We start from the raw sequence: 18,635 nt of genomic DNA on the forward strand, positions 1-18,635 counted from the left end.
TCTTAGCAACTGTCCAATTTAATTATGCCAATACAATTCATTACTTTTATTTGGAAATATATAGTAACGTTTTAAACAAGCCTTATCTGTCTGTATTAATCATATAAAAATATGATAACAAAACTTAAGACATTGTTATAAACCATTTTAATTAAGACTAAGAAATATTTATGAATAAACAAAACTATACCAAATCCCGACTACGGGTAACCGACTGGCTAAGAAGTCAACTGATAGGCCCAGCAACTGACATAAATAATGGTGACTTATCAGGTATTTCACCGCTTTCACGCTATCCCATTGGCGTGCTGTATCCGATTGATGCTAGTGGCGAGGGCATAGATCCTGCTTGTGAGGATAACGATGATGTAACCCTAGGTAAATCTAGTGAAGAGGATAACGAGGAGGTCTTTGTTAAGCGTCGTTATGTGCCGCCCTCATCGGTTGGGTTTTCATTTTTTATGGCAAATAGTGACTGGCAGCTGCAAGTTGATGCCAGTGCTAGCCGCTATCAGTTAGCCGATCATCTACAGCTAACTTCGGACGGGCAGATTAAAAAAGAGGGACGATACGCATCAACAGAGGATTGGGCGTTCAATAGAGAGCAGCTAGGGGGTGATGGACAGACCGTTACTATTGATCATGAAGGCGAGTACCCTGTTTTTTTTGTGAATGAAGCGGGTAGTGTAAAACCGTTAGCGTTTATCAATGTCTTAGAGTATGACCATGATAGCGGCAAGATAATTACTATCTCTTTAGTCAATAAGCAAATAATTGAGGATGCTAATGCTGGCGATTATTACTGGCAGCGAGCGTTTAAGTCTTTATTTGAGGTAACGCTAGATTGTTATATTGAGCAAGGAGTTGTCGGTGAGTATCCTGATATTAGCTATCAAGATTTAAGCTTAGAGTATCAAGAGCTACATCTACAATATCAGCATAAAAAAGTCTATGCCATCGGTCATGGCGCAGCTGTGGACTGGAAGATAGCTGATAAAGTCAATGATAATATAAAAAGCAGCACTATAAAAGATGATGAGGTAAATAATAGTATAGCTACGCCGCATATTTATACTGATTTTATGCCGACTTATGAGGTACCTATTGTCACAGCAGATATTGCTATCAATGCAGATTTTGATGTATTACTGCTCAAAAATTTAATAAACATCCAAGACAATCGCCTACAAATCTGTGGTGCATTAGATGAATTTATTGATGGCTATCAACAGTGGATCAACACACAAAGAGCCGATGTAGATAAATTCGATGATACAAGACGGCAAGTAGGTACTGGCATTATAGAGCGTATGGACGTGGCAAAATCGCGTATACGTCAAGGTGTACATTTACTCAAAAACGATAGCGTCGTTGCAGAAGCGTTTGGTTTAGCCAATCAAGCGATGAGAGAGCAGATGATACAGTCGGGCTATGATGTGCCGAAGTGGCGACCTTTTCAGCTTGCTTTTGTATTATTAAGTCTAGCCTCTTGTATAGATGAAACAGACGATTACCGTCAAGAATTAGACTTGATTTGGTTTCCGACAGGCGGCGGCAAAACAGAGGCTTATCTAGCCGTTGCCGCTTTTGTTATTCTGTGGCGTCGTCTTAGCTTTTCTGCGGTGGCAGCTGGTGGCACGGTCAGTATGATGCGCTATACCCTGCGACTATTGACCACTCAGCAGTTTATGCGCGCCTGTCGTCTTATCTGTGCTTTGGAATTACTGCGCTTAGACTATCCAAGATTAGGCGAGGAGCGTATCAGTATTGGTCTATGGGTAGGGAGTAACAGTAGCCCCAATACTTTAAGACAAGCACAAGATATCGTTAATAAAATACAAGGTGGCAAGCGTGAGGAGATGAGCCAGTTTGTATTAACCTCATGTCCATGGTGTCAAACCCCTTTTGATAATGTCGCAAAAAATATAAAGATTGGTTTTAAAAGTTTTGACTTTCATTGTAGCAACTTACAATGTGCGTTTGGTGCGCAAAACATAGCCTTGCCTTGCCAAGTGGTCGATGAGGTATTATATGTCAAACCGCCCACTTTATTGATTGGAACCTTAGATAAATTTGCCATGCTGGCTTGGAAACCTGAGACTCAAAGCTTTTTTGGACGTCATGGCAACCGCCCTCCTGAGCTTATTATTCAAGATGAGCTGCATCTCATATCTAGTGCATTAGGCTCTATTGCGGGCATTTATGAAGCGGCAATATCAACAGTGATTGAGCAAAAGCTCGTCGGTCCCAAGTATATTGCGTCTACAGCGACGATAAAAGAGGCCAATACTCAAGTCAAGAAGCTATTTGCTCAGCAGCCTGCTATTTTTCCGCCTGTCGGTATCAGTTCTGAAGATTCCTACTTTGCCAAAACAGTGGCGCTTGATGAGCAGCCAGGGCGCTTGTATTTAGGTTATCTAGCGCCTATGCTCAGTCGACAAAGAAACTTGGCACCACTCGCCGCCGCGTTATTGATTGCTCCTCTTTTATTATTCTCTAAGGATGCTGATGCCGAAGTACTGTTAGATGCTTGGTGGAGTATGCTCGTCTATCACGGCAGTCTAAAAGGCGTGGGTAATAGCCATAATAGTTTCAATATTTTAGTGAAAGAGCATTATGAGCGCTTAATGCAGGAGTATCAGCAGCAAAAAGGGCTTGATAATAAGCAGATTGAGCAAGATGATGTTTGGCAGCTTATGAAAAAGCGCTTGCCAAGCCGTCTTAATATCGCGCAACTGACGAGCAACTCAACCGCTCAGCAAAACGAGACCATTTTTTCAAGGTTGAAGTTTGAGCGTACCAATCCTGATAGTATCGATGTCGCGCTTGCAACCAATATGGTATCGGTAGGCTTGGATGTTAGCCGTATGTCACTGATGGTGGTGAACGGTCAGCCGATTACTACCGCTGAATATATTCAAGCCAGTAGTCGTGTCGGTCGCAGTCATGTTCCTGGAATTGTTATTACCAACTATTACCGCGACCAAAGCCGTAGCTTGTCACATTATGAGAATTTTCGTGCCTATCATCAGTCATTTTATCGTTATGTAGAGCCAACCAGTGTCACGCCATACACGTATCAAGCACGCAAGCGCGCGTTACATGCTGGGCTGGTCATTGTTCTGCGCCATTCAATCCCCTTTATGTTAGCGGACAACGATGCGCGAAACTTCGATAAAAACGATGTGCAAATACAAGCAGTCATTCAAGCCTTTATTAATAGGTGTAGCAATGCTGATCCTGAACGTTGCCAAGAGATTGAAGCTCATGTCAAGCAGATAATCAATGAGTGGCATCAAATTGTGGCAACTGATATCGATAATAGTGTTTGTTATAGCGCACTAGATGATAGATCAAAACAAAGTCTATTGTACCGTCATGGTCAATCAGAAAGAGGTCAATGGGCAACGCTACAATCTATGCGTAATGTCGAAAATACTGGTCTGATGAAACTATTATGAATATGAGTAATAAACGATGAATATGAATAACCAGCAGTATCAATATTTACCAATAAGACTGTCGCACTTGTTGACGCATTGTAGTGTAGGTGCCGTAGTACGAGGTCCTGACTATCTGATGATTGTCCAAGACATTAGCGAATGGATAGCATTAGATGGGACAGCGCCGCGTGAGATTATGTTTGTTGAACAAATTAAAGCCACTTTAGGCATTCAACAGGCGCTTCGAGAGCCTCCCATCGCCAAGCTTGATAAGCATGATCTACCAGATGGTACTTGTATTCCAGCCTCACGTTTTCCCAGTTGGATGGCTTGTGATAGCTGTGGTCTTATGCATACTAGACCTTGGATTGACCAAAAAACAGATCAGCCCATCTGTCAAGGAATCGTGAATAATCGACCTTGCAAAAAGCCATTAACGCAAGTGTCTTTAGTACTGGTACATAATGACGGTCATATTAACGACCTAGACTGGCACTATTTGGCACACAAAGATGCTGAAAAAGCTAAACAAAAACAATGTGGGCGCGAGCCTCTTACGCTTACCCTTAACAATAAAAGAGTGATTGCCTGCAATAAGTGTGGCGCAGAATCACGAGTAAATCCTGGCACAAAACTACCATATTTTGGCTGGAGTCAGCCTTGGATGGGTTATGCACCAGAGCTACCGATAGAAGATTTGGGTGAAGTTATGGAGGTCAACGATACCCGTATTCATCGTGCTGTGACTATCAGTGCTTTAGTCATTCCTCCTGAATCGCGTATTGGGCGTCATAGTGTTGTGGCTCAGCTTTATAGTAATCAACCATTACGTGACACCCTAAGTTTAAGAGGTAGCAACTTTCAAAGAAACTCAAGAAAAAAGACCGTAGCCGAAAAGCTAGACTGTGACGTGGCGCAGTTAGAAGACGCCATTATTCAAATTGAAAATGGTTTTCCAAATATTGACACCAATATGACAACCTTAAAGCTATTAGAGGCAGAGTACCAAGCTATCTTAGAACCTATTGTTGATCTAAAAGAAGATGAAGACTTTGTCACTCATCACGTTAGCGATCAATGGCGTGAGTTTTTGCAGCAGCGCACTAATACACTCAGCAAAAAACTTAATAGTCTAATTACAGACGTGATAGAGATTAGAAAATTAAAAGAAATTATGGTATTCAAAGGGTTCACTCGTGGCGGCACTATTGATGACGAAATACCAACTATTGTGCCTCCAGCCATCGACAAAGAGATAGGGTGGCTACCAGCCCTTGAGTTGTATGGAGAGGGTATCTTTATTAACTTTGATAACGATATTATCACGGAGTGGGAAAAAAACGCTAACGTGATGGCACGTACTGAAGTATTTAAATCTAGATTTGCTAAAGCAAATATTAAGTTTGATCCCAATATTATCATTACGCCAAGATTTATGTTTTTACACGCATTGTCGCATCTGTTAATCAAAGAGCTGGAGATTCAAGCAGGCTATCCCTCGGCATCTCTAAAAGAGCGTATATATGCGTCTATTAGCGACGATACTTCGATGGCGGGTATCTTAATCTATGTGGCTATTCCAGATGTGGACGGTACCTTAGGTGGTCTGGCTGAGCTGACCAAGCCTGAGCGCTTAGAGAAAATAATAAGCAAAGCCTTTGAAAAAGCGCGCTGGTGTTCGCTAGATCCAGTCTGTGCCAGTCACGATGGACAGGGTGTTGGTTTATTAAATAAAGCCGCTTGCCATGCTTGTGAATTACTACCAGAAACCAGCTGTTTTTGTGGCAATATTTTACTGGATAGAATCTTTGTCAAAGGCGATCATAACAGTGCAATGCCTTCAGTTTTAGACATGATAACACTCTAGTACTTATTAAAAGCTCCACGGCTATCGCTGCAGTTACCGACGTTATTGACTCTTAGCGCTAGATATAACTATTTCACAATGAACACTATAAAAGGATGTCACATGCCTAGAGTATTTGAATTACCAGATATCGATGACTTAACCAAAGAGCAAGATTCTATTATTGATTTGCCGTTAGAAGGGCAGCACTTAATAGTCGGAGGGCCGGGCACAGGTAAGTCAGTAGTGGCCTTGATGAGAGCGCGTCGGTTGGCGCGAGAACAACAGCAATATGTGTGTTTGGCTTATAATAGGACCCTGCTAACGTCTAACGAACAACTCTTTGGAGAAGGACTGTGTAGTCAACAATGGGAATCTTGGTTTATGAAAACCTACTTCTCATTAATAGGCAGTCGAGTACCTCTTATCGAAATAAACAACGGAGGTTTTAGACCGATTGACTGGGACAAAGTTAGCCATAACATCATTAGCTATATGGAACAAGAGGCAGAGCCTGACACCGCTAAAGATGATGAGGCAACAGAGCTCAGCAAAGACACCCTGATTATCGATGAAGGGCAGGATATGCCGCCAAGCTTTTATAGTAGTCTGGTGGAGCTAAGCTTTGAGAACTTCTTTGTGGTTGCAGACCAAAATCAACAGATAAACGAAGGGTGTAGTCGTATCAAAGATCTACGCGCTGTTATGTTTTTGGAGCCAGAAGAGGTGTTTGAGCTGACGATCAATTGGCGTAACTCCTATGAGATAGCGGTGTTCAGTCGGCACTTTTTTACTGATGAGGCGACACCTGCTCCTAATTTACCTGATCCTAATACCAGAGCAACGGGTGACTTGCCCACTCTGTATAGTTACCATCCCAATAATTTTGCCACTATTATTGAACGTATCTTAATTCAAGCCAAAGACCATGATCATAAGCTCATTGGTATTATTTGTCCCAATAATGCCGTATTAGATGCTTATCTTGCCAAGTTAACCGAAAAGAAAAACAGTAATACTGCCTATCAAGACATTCCAATTGGTTATTATAACAATGGTCAGCCAGTATCGATTGACTTTGGTCAGGGAGGGATATTTATTCTAAATGCGCACTCATGCAAGGGATTAGAGTTTGATACGGTATTTTTAGCGGATATAGATGAACATTATGCTCCTAGCAATACTGATGTACTCAAAAAGCGATTCTATGTGATGGCATCACGAGCCAGAGAAAAGCTATTTTTATTAAGAAAAAGCGGCAGTGATACCAAGACTATTGATGACATTTTGCCTAATGATAATTCGATTCTCAATAGGTGTTAGCACAATGGGGCAACAACTTGAACTGTTTGAATTACCAAAGGATATCGCTATGACACAACAAAACATGACAGCCACATCTCAATCAATACCCAAAAAATGGTATTTTGTCACCAATCATCAAAACCTACTCATGTATCTAATGATAGATATCATTACCCCGCTACAACTGTTAGGAAAAAAGTCATATCAAGATAGTTTAAGTTTTAAGTTAGGTTATACGCCAGTTTTTAGCGAAAAGCCGCCTAAATGGGCGCTTGATATGAGCATAAAAGAGCGAGATGACTTGATACCTGTGATTGTTGAATTGGATTTGAGCCAGTACCAAGGACAACTACAGGCACGCTATCAGCCGCAGTTAGCGTCTCAGGAAAATAGTGTGGAGCATCAAGAATGGCAAAGTATGTCTGCTACGCAAGCTTTTGCAACGGATAACTATAGCCATGATGATATAGACCTAACTATGTTGTTGCTAGCAGAGCCTATAGCCGCTGGCGCGATTATGGCTATCAAGTTAGCTAATAAAGAAGGTATCAAGAAAATCAAGGATAAGGTGTTAGATACCAATGGGGTGGATATTAGCCTATATCCATTGACCACACAGGCAACCTTGTTTAAGTTTAATAAAAATCAAGCGGCAAACCCTCTACCAACAGTGAGCATTAATAATGATATTACGCCTATTAATTATAGCTTTGCCAATGCAATAACGGCTGTTTATGCCAGCTTAAATCTGCTTGCAAACGCTAACGAACAAGCACTTCATGCATTTTTGACTCTTTTACAAAGAAATGCAGCTGATATTAATCTGCCTTTATTAGATGATATTTTGAATGATTTCTGTCAATGGATTATCGACCCTAATGCAGAGGCGCATAATAAAGCGGGTCGATTATATATTGATATGATAGAAATTATCATTGGATCGTCTAATTTGTCTCAAGCCAAAAAATCTATCATTGAGCTGTTACAAAGTCAGATTGATCCTGCTAGCGCGCAGGTAGAAAGTCAACAGTTTGTCGATGACTTATCATCGATGCTAGGTCTAAAAGAAAAATCATTTGATGAGCTGATGATAACCTATACCAAATCATTTCATCGCATGCTATTAACTTTTTTCCATACCGATGGCATTGAGCGTTTTTTAGAGTCTGATAGCCATGATTTAACAGATAGCGAAAGCACACTTGCTATGATAATGATATCAGCAAGCATAGGCTGGGCTAAGCTCCCAATCACTCTAAAAAACTACGCCAGTATGCATAAAGCTATCTCTTTATTATTAACTGATTTATGTTCCTCACAGCGAAATATCAATCCATTAGCGCTGACACATTTTCCTATGCCAGTACGCTATTACCTAAAACAGTCTTGGAGTAAAAAACCAAGGCAAGCTGCTAAAATACTTATTGTAGATAAAAATTGGACCTGCTTGGACTATGAGGTAAGCTTACCTAATGGTCAATATGACATGAAGGCAACAGCCAGTTTTTCAAAGTTTAAATCCAAACAGCCTATTAAAGTAGAAGAGGTGATCGATCAAAATGAGTTTTTAGCTTTGATGACTGGGCTGAACTATATCGATAGCAAGGTTGAGCAGCTTATGCGTCGTGCGCTTGGTATCTGATATGAAGATGGTACCGAACACAGCTTATCCCAGTACTAGCAAGGCTGAATTAAAAATATTTGAACGTTTATCTGTGGCATTTAAGTTATTAGGTGATGAGTCTTATTATGCGCTACATTCTTTAAACTTGACGCATCATGAGTATAAAAGATTTGGTGAAATAGATTTTTTATTGGTATGTCCTTATGGCATTTATGTCCTTGAAATAAAGGGCGGGCGAGTTTCTTGTAGTGATGGTAAGTGGCGTTTTACGGATCGTCTGAATAATACAGACAGTCGGTTTGAGAGTCCATTTCGTCAGGCACAAACAGCACTACATGGGATTTATGACAAACTAAAAGATAACTTACCTGTAGCAGTGATAGAGCAGTTTGTCATAGGTTATGGTGTAATATTACCAGACTGTCATTTGCCTAGTATCGGTGCTGAGTGGGATGTGGAAATATTATGTGAATCGCAATCTTGTCGTCATTTAGAGGCATGGTTAAAAAAATTATTTACTTATTGGATGCAAAAAGACAGTAAGCTGCTTGCGGATAAGCAGGCAATTGTACAAGTGGTTGACTATTTGCGACCTAGTTTTGATTCAGTAATGGATACCGCGCAACGGTTCGATGACAGCAACCATAGTAGTGATAGATTAGCTGATACACAAATGCAGCTGAGCGCTATCATCGTTGCTAATCCGAGGGTGATTTGCTCTGGTGGCGCTGGTACTGGTAAGACGTCTATTGCAATACATCTGGCAATGCATTGGGCGAGCTTAGGTTATAAAACCGCACTAGTCTGCTTTTCGCCTTGGCTGCAAGGCTATTTGCGTCGTCAGCATATGCACCCAAACTTAATAATTCAAACCGCGCGAAGTCTTGAGTCTATGATGAGTCGCAAGCCCCTCAGTATCGAAGTATTAATCGTTGATGAAGCGCACGATTTGATGACGGATGAAGCCTCTAAATTCTTTGATAGGCTATTGGAGGGTGGATTGAAACAAGGTCGCTGGTGTCTGTTTATGGATATCAACCAGCAAAGTGGTCTTTGTGGACAAACGGATATAAGTGTATTAGAGAGTTTTCAATGTCATCACCCTGCACAAATCCCACTAATAACCAATTGCCGTAATACAACACAAATTTTGCAAACAATAAAAGAGCGATTAAATGCAGATATGGGAGTCACTGGTGCAGGGAATGGCTTGCCAGTTATTGAACAACAATTTAACGATATAGATGAGTTGATTGGACAGGTAGGTCGGGATATTTACGAGTTGGTTCATAGCCAAATGATCGATCCCTCTCAAATTACTATTTTGTTATCATCAAACTGGTTGTCGTCAAGCATGGCTTACAGTGAAAGTCTTAATGACTGTAGTGATATATACAGTGGTATTGAACGACAGGTCTTATCTAAACTGTCAAAGATATGTCCTATTATTCGGGTTGATAGCTACTCTATTACTACCTTTCCTCCTAAAAGCATAAGCATATTGAAAGTGTCAGAATTTAAAGGCCTGGAAAATCAGGTTGTTTTCTTTCTAGGCCAATATAATGAATTCGAGAATAGAAAAAATGAGGCTTATGTTGCTATGAGTCGAGCTAAGTCCTTATTATATGTGTATGAGCTAATAAATAAGTGATGATGTATTAAAAAGTATGCTGATTAAAATTTGAGCTATGCTGAAGAAACTGTAGGATCAAAATTGGTAAACTAATGAACCGCCCCGGTATTGTCGGAGACTTAACATTCTGAGAGAATACGACAATGAAAATACGACACTACACTCCTGAGATCAAAGAATGCGCTGTTCGCATGCTGATTGAAGCGGCAGGTGACTATCCCTCTACATGGTTAGCTATCCAAGCCATTGCCACTACATCTTCAGCGTTGCCTGGTTGCCACAGCAAACCATGTTAAAGCTAGAATTTTTATCTTCTTTTAAGGCTATCCAGTCTTTTAGGCTGTATACAAAACTATGAATTTGTTTATCATTCTTTATACAAGTAAAAGCCATATTGATCTCCAGTTTTTTACTTTTTAACTACTGGTATCACGATAATTATGAGGGGGAGGCAGTTTAAAGCGTCTTCTTTGAAGTTTCTAGCGGGTTAGTTATTTATTAAGTAGATGATTTGGTGATGTAACAAAAAGCATGTTTATTAAATTTAGAATAACTTCTGGAGCATGGAATTAAGATGAAGTTAGTGTTAAAAGATTATCTATCCATTCTCCGTTAACTAACCTGTCAGATTCTATGCAGAATGGAACCACCCAAAGTCGCAAATCGTTGTCTAGCTTAAAGTAAGGTAGGGGCAGGGCAAAACCCTCATGCCTAGGATAAATCAGCATCAGCTCACCATTACCAGATAGATACTTATGGCCGTAGGCAAACATTTGATAAATATCACTTTGACTAAGATCAAAGTTTTTCTCGCTATTAGAGCTGTTAATTAGCTTCCACTTCGTGTCCATCACGTAGCGGTGCTCACCACAATGATCTATGAGTAAATCGGGTTTTAAATAGAAGCGGTTTTTATCTGTATCAGACAGCTTGTCTCTAGCTTCAATCATATACTTACTAGAGGATTGAGTTTTAAGCTGCCATGGAGGCGTAACCAGTTTTTTAAGACAAGCGGCGACGTGTTCTTCGAATAAACGTTCCATTGGAAACAGTAGAGAGATACCTCTGTGTGAGCCTTTTTGGAAGTGAGGGTTCATTTTTTCTAGAATGAGCTCACACCAAGGTTTTATGGTCTGATAGTTATGTAGGGTTTTGCTGTTCGACCATTTCGGCATTAGCGTCATAGGGTTAGCAAGGCTTTTAACTGGGCTTAAAATATGTGATAGCTCATTTGCTAGACGCCAGTTTTCAGGACTACGACAATTATCTTGGATGTAATCTAGTGCAGATTTTATAAGACGGTTTTCTAAACGATTAGGATGATAGATATCATGTCTTATATGAAAGAGGTGCGCACGCTCAGCAGGTTGACGCTGCTGAACAGTCACATTTAACTGACCACGTATGAACTTACTTTCCTCTTCCACTCTTAGATAGTCAAACCGCAAGCCTGAAGCAACCAACCTGTTTAATTGGGTTAAAAATTGATTGTAAATCCATTCATGTATAGGTAAGTTCATGCGGGTGAGCTGAGCTGCATGCGCTTCCTTGTAGGGAAGATGTAGCGCTGAGCACAGCATCTTACACAATACGGCTCTGCCGTTTTGTGCGTCATACTCTGAATTACTTATCTTAGGTAAGACTTCTATACCTTCACCAGCAGGACTCTGTAGATACCCTACATAAGAATGCAGCCTCAGGCAGTCAGGTTTTTCAAAGCTAATAAATCTACCAGAGTTTGGCTGTTCGCTTAAGCTCACCAGCCAGTTAAAAGTATCGGGTTTTATGACCGCTACATCTGGGGTAGGAGTGACCGAAGTGTCAGTAGTGAGCTTAGCGTATTCTCTGACCTGAATATGTTTTAGCATTACTCAGCCTGTAGATCAGCAGAGATAATTCCTGCATAGGCTTTGGCACGATCAAAAGCCTCGTTATTGATACGATAACGTCTGTCCATAATTTGGTCGGTCACACTATTATGAAACAGTGACTTAATATCGGGTGTTAAGTTATCAACTTGAATGAATTTATCTTTGCTATCTTTTGCAGGGTCGTTAAGTACCCAGCCAATACGCTCCCAATCTGAGAAGAAATACTCTTGTAGTAGAGGAATAATACGGTTCTCAAATATATTCGCAAGCTCTTCTTCTCTTTCCTCATCTGATTGTAGATCCATAAGCGACCATAAGTAAGCGTGGCCTATAGTGTGCTCACGATCTAATAACACTTCAATACGTTGATTCATCACTTCAAGTATCTTTGATATGAGTATGTTATATACCTCTATATCGCCTAGCAGCGCAGGTTTTGGGAGAAGCTCAATGAATTCAAACCTACGGCGGAGTGCGAAGTCAATTTGCGCCAACGATTTATCCGCAGTGTTCATCGTACCAAGTACGTATAGGTTTGAGGGTACTGAGAACTTTTCCTTAGAGTAGGGCAATGTAACTTCGCGGGCATCGCTCCCGTCTTTGCGTTTATCAGGTTCTAATAAGGTAATAAGCTCACCAAATATGCGTGAAATATTGCCTCTATTTATCTCATCGATAATCAGTAAATGAGGCTTATTTAAAGGGCTTAATATTTGTTCAGGTGCGAGAAGCTCTTTAAGCTTGTCTCGGTTAATCGTACTGTCTTTAAGATTATACAAAGTCATTTGAGACAGGGATTTTTCGAATAGCTTTTCTTTAGGAAGGCTTGTTTCATACACTCGTAGCCATTTAACCTTTCTTGACTGTTGGTAGCCAATACGATCAGACAAGTCTAGAAATTCATAGTTTCCTTTTACTTCTGCTATTGCGCGAAATTTATGGTTACCATCAGAGATGACTACTAGGTCGCCAGTTTTAATCACGTTCTTAAAGCTATTAACGGCAGTTGCTAGATAATTGTAAGGGTCATCTGAAAGAGAGGTGTTTCGGGTAGACTCAAACTTTGAAACGACCTGCTTTCTATTTTCACACCCTGTAAAATTAATATCTTCGCCCCAGCCTAGAAGGATATAGTTATTCTCAATACACTCATTGAAAATATCTTCACCCTCATCTTCTAGTGTATTACCAAGGGACAACTTCCAAATTCTCTTACCATCAATATTAACTGACTGCGTTGATCCGGTTCTTTCTTTCGCATTGGTATCGGCCAAACTGCATATACTTTTAAAAATGCCTGGCATAACGTCATAGCTGATTAATGATTGATTATCAGGTCCTTTATTGACGGTAGGTCTAATGCCCTCAACAAAGTCTTCATAAGCAAAGCTTTGATGAAAGGTTGTGAATGCAATGCGGCCTTTGCTGGTTAGTTCGTCATACTTTTGCTTAAGTGAAACACGCTTTTTATTATCTGTTAAGCTATTAAGTACCCATGCTTGGTACCATTCGGGATCAACACACTCTACAGCTAGCTCTGTTGTTTTATACGTTTTACCTGTACCAGGAGGGCCATATAAGACTCGGTTTAATGGCTGTGGTATATAGTCTTCTGCGATCTCATATTCAGCACTTTTGGAAGAAACAGTATTAGAGGTTTTAGCTTTATTTTTGTTTAATAGCCATGCCTCATAAGAAATCTCATAGAAAGTCTGATCGGTTTTCGAGGCTACGTGGTTCATGGTATCTTGATAATTATGCCAGCCATCTTTAGGGGTATCAATGTTTTTAGACGTGAGCCAAGGACGAGTTTGACTATCAACAGGTAAGTAATTTGATGGGTCTATGTAAAATAAATTTTGGGTGAGCTTGGTAAAAGCAGTACCTGGAATCTCCATAGCAGAGTCGAATAAGTCCGCATCAATACTATGAGCGCGCGCTTGGTGAAATATCTTCCAAAGCATAGGGACATACTCAGGTTTTCGTATATAACCGTATGGAAACATCCATACCTTCTGTGGGTTTGATCTAGGCAAACCATTTAAGTCAGTTGGTATAAGACTTTGTAGTTCGAGCTTGGTAAGTAGCTTGGTAAGAGTTTGAAGGCTTCGAGTTTCACCATATTTCATTATTAGTGAAAGGAATGAGAAGGGGTCCATGACTTTAACTTTACTTTTCTCATTTTTTATTAATTGATCCTGAAGACCATTGTTTATCCCAATCTCTATGAGGATATCGACTAAATCTTCTTGTTTGTCTTCAAAATCAACTAGCCAATCCGAAATTGCTTTGAAGGCTGGTATCCAAGTAAACTGGTATTGTTTGTTTTTATTCAATTTTATTTCCATATTTTTATCATTGGTACTCACAAAATCTAAGTCTTCCATCGCCTCTACTAGCTCATCTCGCATTTTCCACTCAAATAAATGGTTAGAGTCATATCGGCCTGTCATGACAATACGCCAATAAATTTGACCACCTTCATTGCTGACGATTTGAAATCTATTTAACTCTTTTTGGACTTGCTTGCCGAACTGAGTGATAGCGCCATTGAACGTATTGTGATGTAGGTTGTATTTATCACCAAGAGCTTTGCAGGTAGATTTATGACCAGGTTCTAAATAAAAAGCTGTTAATGCATCTATATAGCTGCGCTTCATTATGTCTTTATTAGAGATTATTTGCTTCCATTCATCTTTGGTAACAAAGGCTGGGGACTCATAGTCGCTTTCTGTGACTGTTATTGTTTCCATTGATAATTCCGTTAGCATTTATTAGCGTATGGTGAAAATTTAGATTCTCAATTAAGAATGTGCCACACTGGATTAGGATTTTTAAACATAAGAACTTTCTATCGATAGCTCTTATTCATTCAAATAAAAATTAGGGTGTAGTAGCAATTCAGGCAGTCCATCAGAGCTAACATATACCACCGCATTTTGGCTGAAGTCACAACACAATTTTATACTGGCTTCTTTATCTATTGGATAAGTAAAGAAGCTGTCTTCTCGCCACTTACCGTCCTTACTTACACCATAACCATCAATTACATTCAAGCCTTGTGTCAGTAACTCTGCTTTTAGTTTTTGATTGGCTTTTCGGTTGTCTTCAACCGTAAGCTCTTTTCCTAGAGGGTTCCAGGCAGTGATAAATAATCCGCCATCAGGAGTAAATGGCTGCAAAAGAGAAGCAGATTTAGAGCATGACTTAGCGATATTAAGTGAGGTGTCACCAAAGCAATAATTGGTTTGACGATAAGCTTCTAAAAGGGAAGGATCTAACATAAATAGCTCGCTAAAGTAATGGTTTAAGGGGTTAATAAAGATACAAAGTGATTGTCATTTCAAAACCACCTTGCCAGCCGTACCATCCATTCGATAGTTTTTAATATCTCCTGCAATAACCAGATTAATGGCTTTCTCAATCTCATCAAGGGGAACGTTGAACCACTCTGTCGCCTTGTAGAGGTTATCGTTTGCTGCTTTTAAGGATACTTTGACTCTTTGATCATAGAAGAAGGCATGCAGTACACCCTCCACGCTCCGAGCATTGGCATCATAGACCTGCCACTCAGCAATGATATCTACAGGCTGTTGCAAGAAAGCGGTATCCCTAATCGAGTGTTTAGTACGAGCCTCTCCTGTAAGGGTTGAGAAACCAACTTTATGTAAGTGTTTATAGTGCGCTAAGGTGCTTGGCGTATCAGTCAGCTTGGCAACATAGATGACACCAGTAAGCTGTCGATCATCACCGAAGCTTTTGGCCAACTCATCATCCATCCAGTCAGGATCAGTAATTAACAACTGATAGCTGTTTTCATATTTATATTGAGCAGTAGCCAGTGAGCGAATAAGCATATTTGACTCAGTACCGTTAGCAAATACCAGACGAAGTCGCTGCTGGTTACGCTCATTCTTTCGATTTTCTGCTTGGTATATATCCGCGACATAACACAAAATCCCGTTTAAAACGAAGACGCTGCCAATGTTGATATCTTTCACCGATGAAAAGTTAGTTTTAGTAAAAGCTCCCGTTTGAATGGCTTGAGAGATACGCTCAAAGGTTGCCTCAAACTTATAAAATTCCTTACATTCAAAGCGGGTTGCTATTTCTTCATCATCGTACTGGTCATAAGTATTGCGAGAATTGAGCTGACTATCACTGACTAAGATTTCAGAATGGATGTTGTCAAAAATACCTAGGTCATCACTGTTAAAGATATCGTCTAGACTATTGATAACAGGTAACTCATTAACAGCCTCGACTACTGGCGCATCTTTTTTAATACGGGCTTCTTTTTTAGCAATACTATCTTCTTCATTGCTCATACTCTTATCTAAGGCTTTAGGCTCTTCGGATAGGATAGAAGTAGTACTTTGAGCAGTTAGTAAACCATGCTTATCTAAAGCTAGCAGTTCTTGCGAGTTGGCGTGGTTGGTTTGTATGGTAGCTAATAGGCGAGCATTTATCTTTTCATTGATATCGTTGGCACTGCTACTGGGTATGCACCCATGTTGATCGATAAAAAGATTGATAGTTTCAAATTGGTGCGCTAAAACACTGTTATTCGCCGAGCTTTTAGTAATGGGCTTTATATCATCTAATAGCCCCGTACTGTCATTAGAAAAAATATCTTCTAGTGTCTTGTATTCACGACTTTGATAGATCTCATCGAGTTTAATCATGACTATTGGCTTCTCGCTTTGCTTTTTGGTTTCTGACATAGGAGATGACTTCAGTCATACGTCGTTCGATAGCATCTTCTGAGTTTCTATTCGGCTGACGACCTTTATTCTTGATAAAAGCAACTATCTTTGACCACATCAGTACCGCTTCCGCCTCAGTGACGGTTGAACGGCTGGCATGCACGACGTCATTGATGGTCTGCAAGACTTCTTTATCGACTGTTCTAGATAGGACTTCATAAGCATCATGAAATGGGTTAACCGATTTCACAAGATCGATAGGGAGGTTGTTCACGTTGACAAACTTACTGCCAACCTTCACAAAGCCGTTGCTAGGATTCGAGTCATTGCTGCTGCTTGATTTGGTTTTAGGGTTATATATTTTTGCATCAGCTGGCAGGTGGCGCTCTTTAATAATGTCGTTTTCATTGAGCTGACTTTTTCGTTCAGCATTTAGAGTAGCGATATCTACATACTCAGTGCCTTTCTGAATGAAAAAACGTTCATTTTCGATGATGGCATCATCAGGAATATCTTTACCGTCAACCACGCCGCCTTGGCGGTTGATTGCCATATATTGCATGACACCTTCTTGTACTTGCCGTACTTCATTGGCATCTAGTGTTGGGTATTTACTACGAATAATACTTGGGATGACGGTATCTGATACCGCTTCGGTCTCGACGTTATTGGTTTCGGCGGCGATATACTTTTTCATATGATCTGCGTTCTGGCATAACTGAGCTAATATCTCTTCACGGTCTTGGTTCAGTATCTTCATGACTCGATCAGAAGGTGAATTTACTGTGTCATCAATAATGACTGTACCTGCCGGTAAGTCTAACGTACCTAATATGTCTATCTCGCTACGACGCTTAAAGTTGATATTAGGTTTCAGCACTTGGTCCATTAGCAGTGATAAAGTAATGGCCTTTAATAAGTCATTAACAGAGCTTGTCACCTCAGACTTATCCGCTTCTGGCTCAGCAATTAGGTTGGTAAATTGAGCATGGTGCTTGCCCGCGCTATCGCGTGTTGAGCGTCCAATAATCTGCACTACCTCGGTTAGAGAGCCGCGATAGCCAATGGTTAATACGTGCTCACAATACTCCCAGTCAAAGCCTTCTTTTGCCATGCCAAGGGCTACGATGATATCCATATCATCACGAGAGGTAATATCAGCCAAGTAAGCCTGTGTATTCACTCTTATAGCGTCATCAGTCACCAAGTCAGCGAGTAGTAAGCGCCTACCATCATGTGTTCGTATGGTGATAACGCCAGTATTTTCATCGCGTGAATCAATGACACCGATAATATCAATAATGCGTCCAACGGTCTCATACTTGTCTGTCTCAGCGGTTAAGCTATTAACGTTAGGGATGTGAATGATGGTCTTTTTGCTGGTATCTAAGCACTCATCTAAGGCATCAAAGAATGACTTTTTATAAAAGTGATAACCCAATCCTAATGATTTTAGGTGCTCATAACCATTGAGCTGTTCATAATAGGTGGAAGTCACCTTATCGAACCTTTCTTCATCGCTATCTGACAAGATAGGCACTGAATCGCCACGGAAATAAGAACCGGTCATTGCCACAATATGCGCGCTGGTCTGCGTCGTAATGCTATCGAGTATGGCTCCCAAGCGGTTAGAGTCATCTGCTGATACGTGATGGAATTCATCAATACCGATAAGTACATCGTTAAATAACGCTATGCTACCGCCTTCCTCAATCACTTTATCAAAGCCATATCTAAAACTGTGATGAGTACAGACTAGCACTTGGAGAAGAGCGTTATCACTGACGTCTGAAGTGATAAACTCTGAGAAGATAGCGCTCTTGCGAGTATCACTTTGAGCAACACTTAAGCATAAGTTATAGCGATCTGCTACTTCCCAATCGGCAAAGAAACCAAAATCGCTAAGCGCTGTTGATTTAAAGGACTTACCAATACTCATCTCTGGTACGGCAATGATGACTTTTTTGACACCTTGATTGATAAGTTTGTCTAAGGCCAAAAACATCATGGCGCGTGATTTACCAGAGGCAGGCGGCGACTTAATGAGTAAGTATTGGCTATGACGCTTCTCGAATGCACGTGCCTGCATTTCCCGCATGCCCATCGAATTATGGGTCTTGCTTTGACCCGTGCGGGCGTAAGTTTGATTGAGGATATTAACGGGCTTAGACATGGTTTACTCTACTATAGACAAGATAAATGGCGTT

Annotated in this window: 11 protein-coding genes; 6 read left to right on the top strand and 5 right to left on the bottom strand. The window is 40.5% G+C overall.

The features are described from left to right. Positions 1–170: 170 nt before the first annotated feature. The 6 genes from AOC03_RS11440 (at position 171) to AOC03_RS12730 (ending at position 10,147) form a co-directional block, all read left to right on the top strand. Positions 171–3,461 (top strand): helicase-related protein, encoded by a 3,291-nt coding sequence (locus AOC03_RS11440; protein ID WP_204247913.1) that lies wholly within the window; start codon positions 171–173, stop codon positions 3,459–3,461. 16 nt (positions 3,462–3,477) lie between these two features. After that, positions 3,478–5,310, top strand: coding sequence for a DUF1998 domain-containing protein (gene drmB / locus AOC03_RS11445; protein WP_062536128.1), 1,833 nt, complete (start codon positions 3,478–3,480; stop codon positions 5,308–5,310). Between the two features lie 102 nt (positions 5,311–5,412). Beyond that, a complete protein-coding gene (locus tag AOC03_RS11450) occupies positions 5,413–6,612 on the top strand; it encodes a 3'-5' exonuclease (RefSeq protein WP_062536130.1) in 1,200 nt (399 codons plus the stop codon). A 49-nt stretch (positions 6,613–6,661) separates the two neighbouring features. After that, complete coding sequence (locus AOC03_RS11455; protein ID WP_157049322.1) at positions 6,662–8,236, top strand: hypothetical protein; 1,575 nt, start codon at positions 6,662–6,664, stop codon at positions 8,234–8,236. A gap of 1 nt (position 8,237) precedes the next feature. Further along, positions 8,238–9,869 carry a nuclease-related domain-containing DEAD/DEAH box helicase gene (locus tag AOC03_RS11460; protein ID WP_062536135.1) on the top strand — a complete coding sequence of 544 codons (1,632 nt, stop codon included), beginning with the start codon at positions 8,238–8,240 and terminating at the stop codon, positions 9,867–9,869. 125 nt (positions 9,870–9,994) lie between these two features. After that, complete coding sequence (locus tag AOC03_RS12730; RefSeq protein WP_157049324.1) at positions 9,995–10,147, top strand: hypothetical protein; 153 nt, start codon at positions 9,995–9,997, stop codon at positions 10,145–10,147. A 273-nt stretch (positions 10,148–10,420) separates the two neighbouring features. On the opposite strand, the gene AOC03_RS11465 is transcribed toward AOC03_RS12730, so the two are convergent. From AOC03_RS11465 to AOC03_RS11485, 5 genes are all read right to left on the bottom strand, one after another. Further along, positions 10,421–11,719, bottom strand: coding sequence for an McrC family protein (locus AOC03_RS11465; protein WP_062536137.1), 1,299 nt, complete (start codon positions 11,717–11,719; stop codon positions 10,421–10,423). After that, complete coding sequence (locus tag AOC03_RS11470) at positions 11,719–14,475, bottom strand: AAA family ATPase (RefSeq protein WP_062536140.1); 2,757 nt, start codon at positions 14,473–14,475, stop codon at positions 11,719–11,721. Before AOC03_RS11470 ends, AOC03_RS11465 begins: the two co-directional genes overlap by 1 nt. A 111-nt stretch (positions 14,476–14,586) precedes the next feature. Further along, positions 14,587–15,006, bottom strand: a complete 420-nt coding sequence (locus tag AOC03_RS11475; RefSeq protein ID WP_062536142.1) for a DUF3293 domain-containing protein — start codon at positions 15,004–15,006, stop codon at positions 14,587–14,589. Between the two features lie 54 nt (positions 15,007–15,060). Next, positions 15,061–16,446: a GIY-YIG nuclease family protein gene (locus tag AOC03_RS11480; RefSeq protein WP_062536145.1), complete on the bottom strand. Its 1,386-nt coding sequence runs from the start codon at positions 16,444–16,446 to the stop codon at positions 15,061–15,063. Beyond that, positions 16,400–18,601 (bottom strand): DEAD/DEAH box helicase, encoded by a 2,202-nt coding sequence (locus tag AOC03_RS11485; RefSeq protein ID WP_204247914.1) that lies wholly within the window; start codon positions 18,599–18,601, stop codon positions 16,400–16,402. The genes AOC03_RS11480 and AOC03_RS11485 overlap by 47 nt, the downstream gene beginning before the upstream one ends. Positions 18,602–18,635 lie beyond the last annotated feature (34 nt).

Origin of the sequence: Psychrobacter urativorans (assembly GCF_001298525.1) — a bacterium.
Taxonomy (GTDB): Bacteria; Pseudomonadota; Gammaproteobacteria; order Pseudomonadales; family Moraxellaceae; genus Psychrobacter; species Psychrobacter urativorans_A.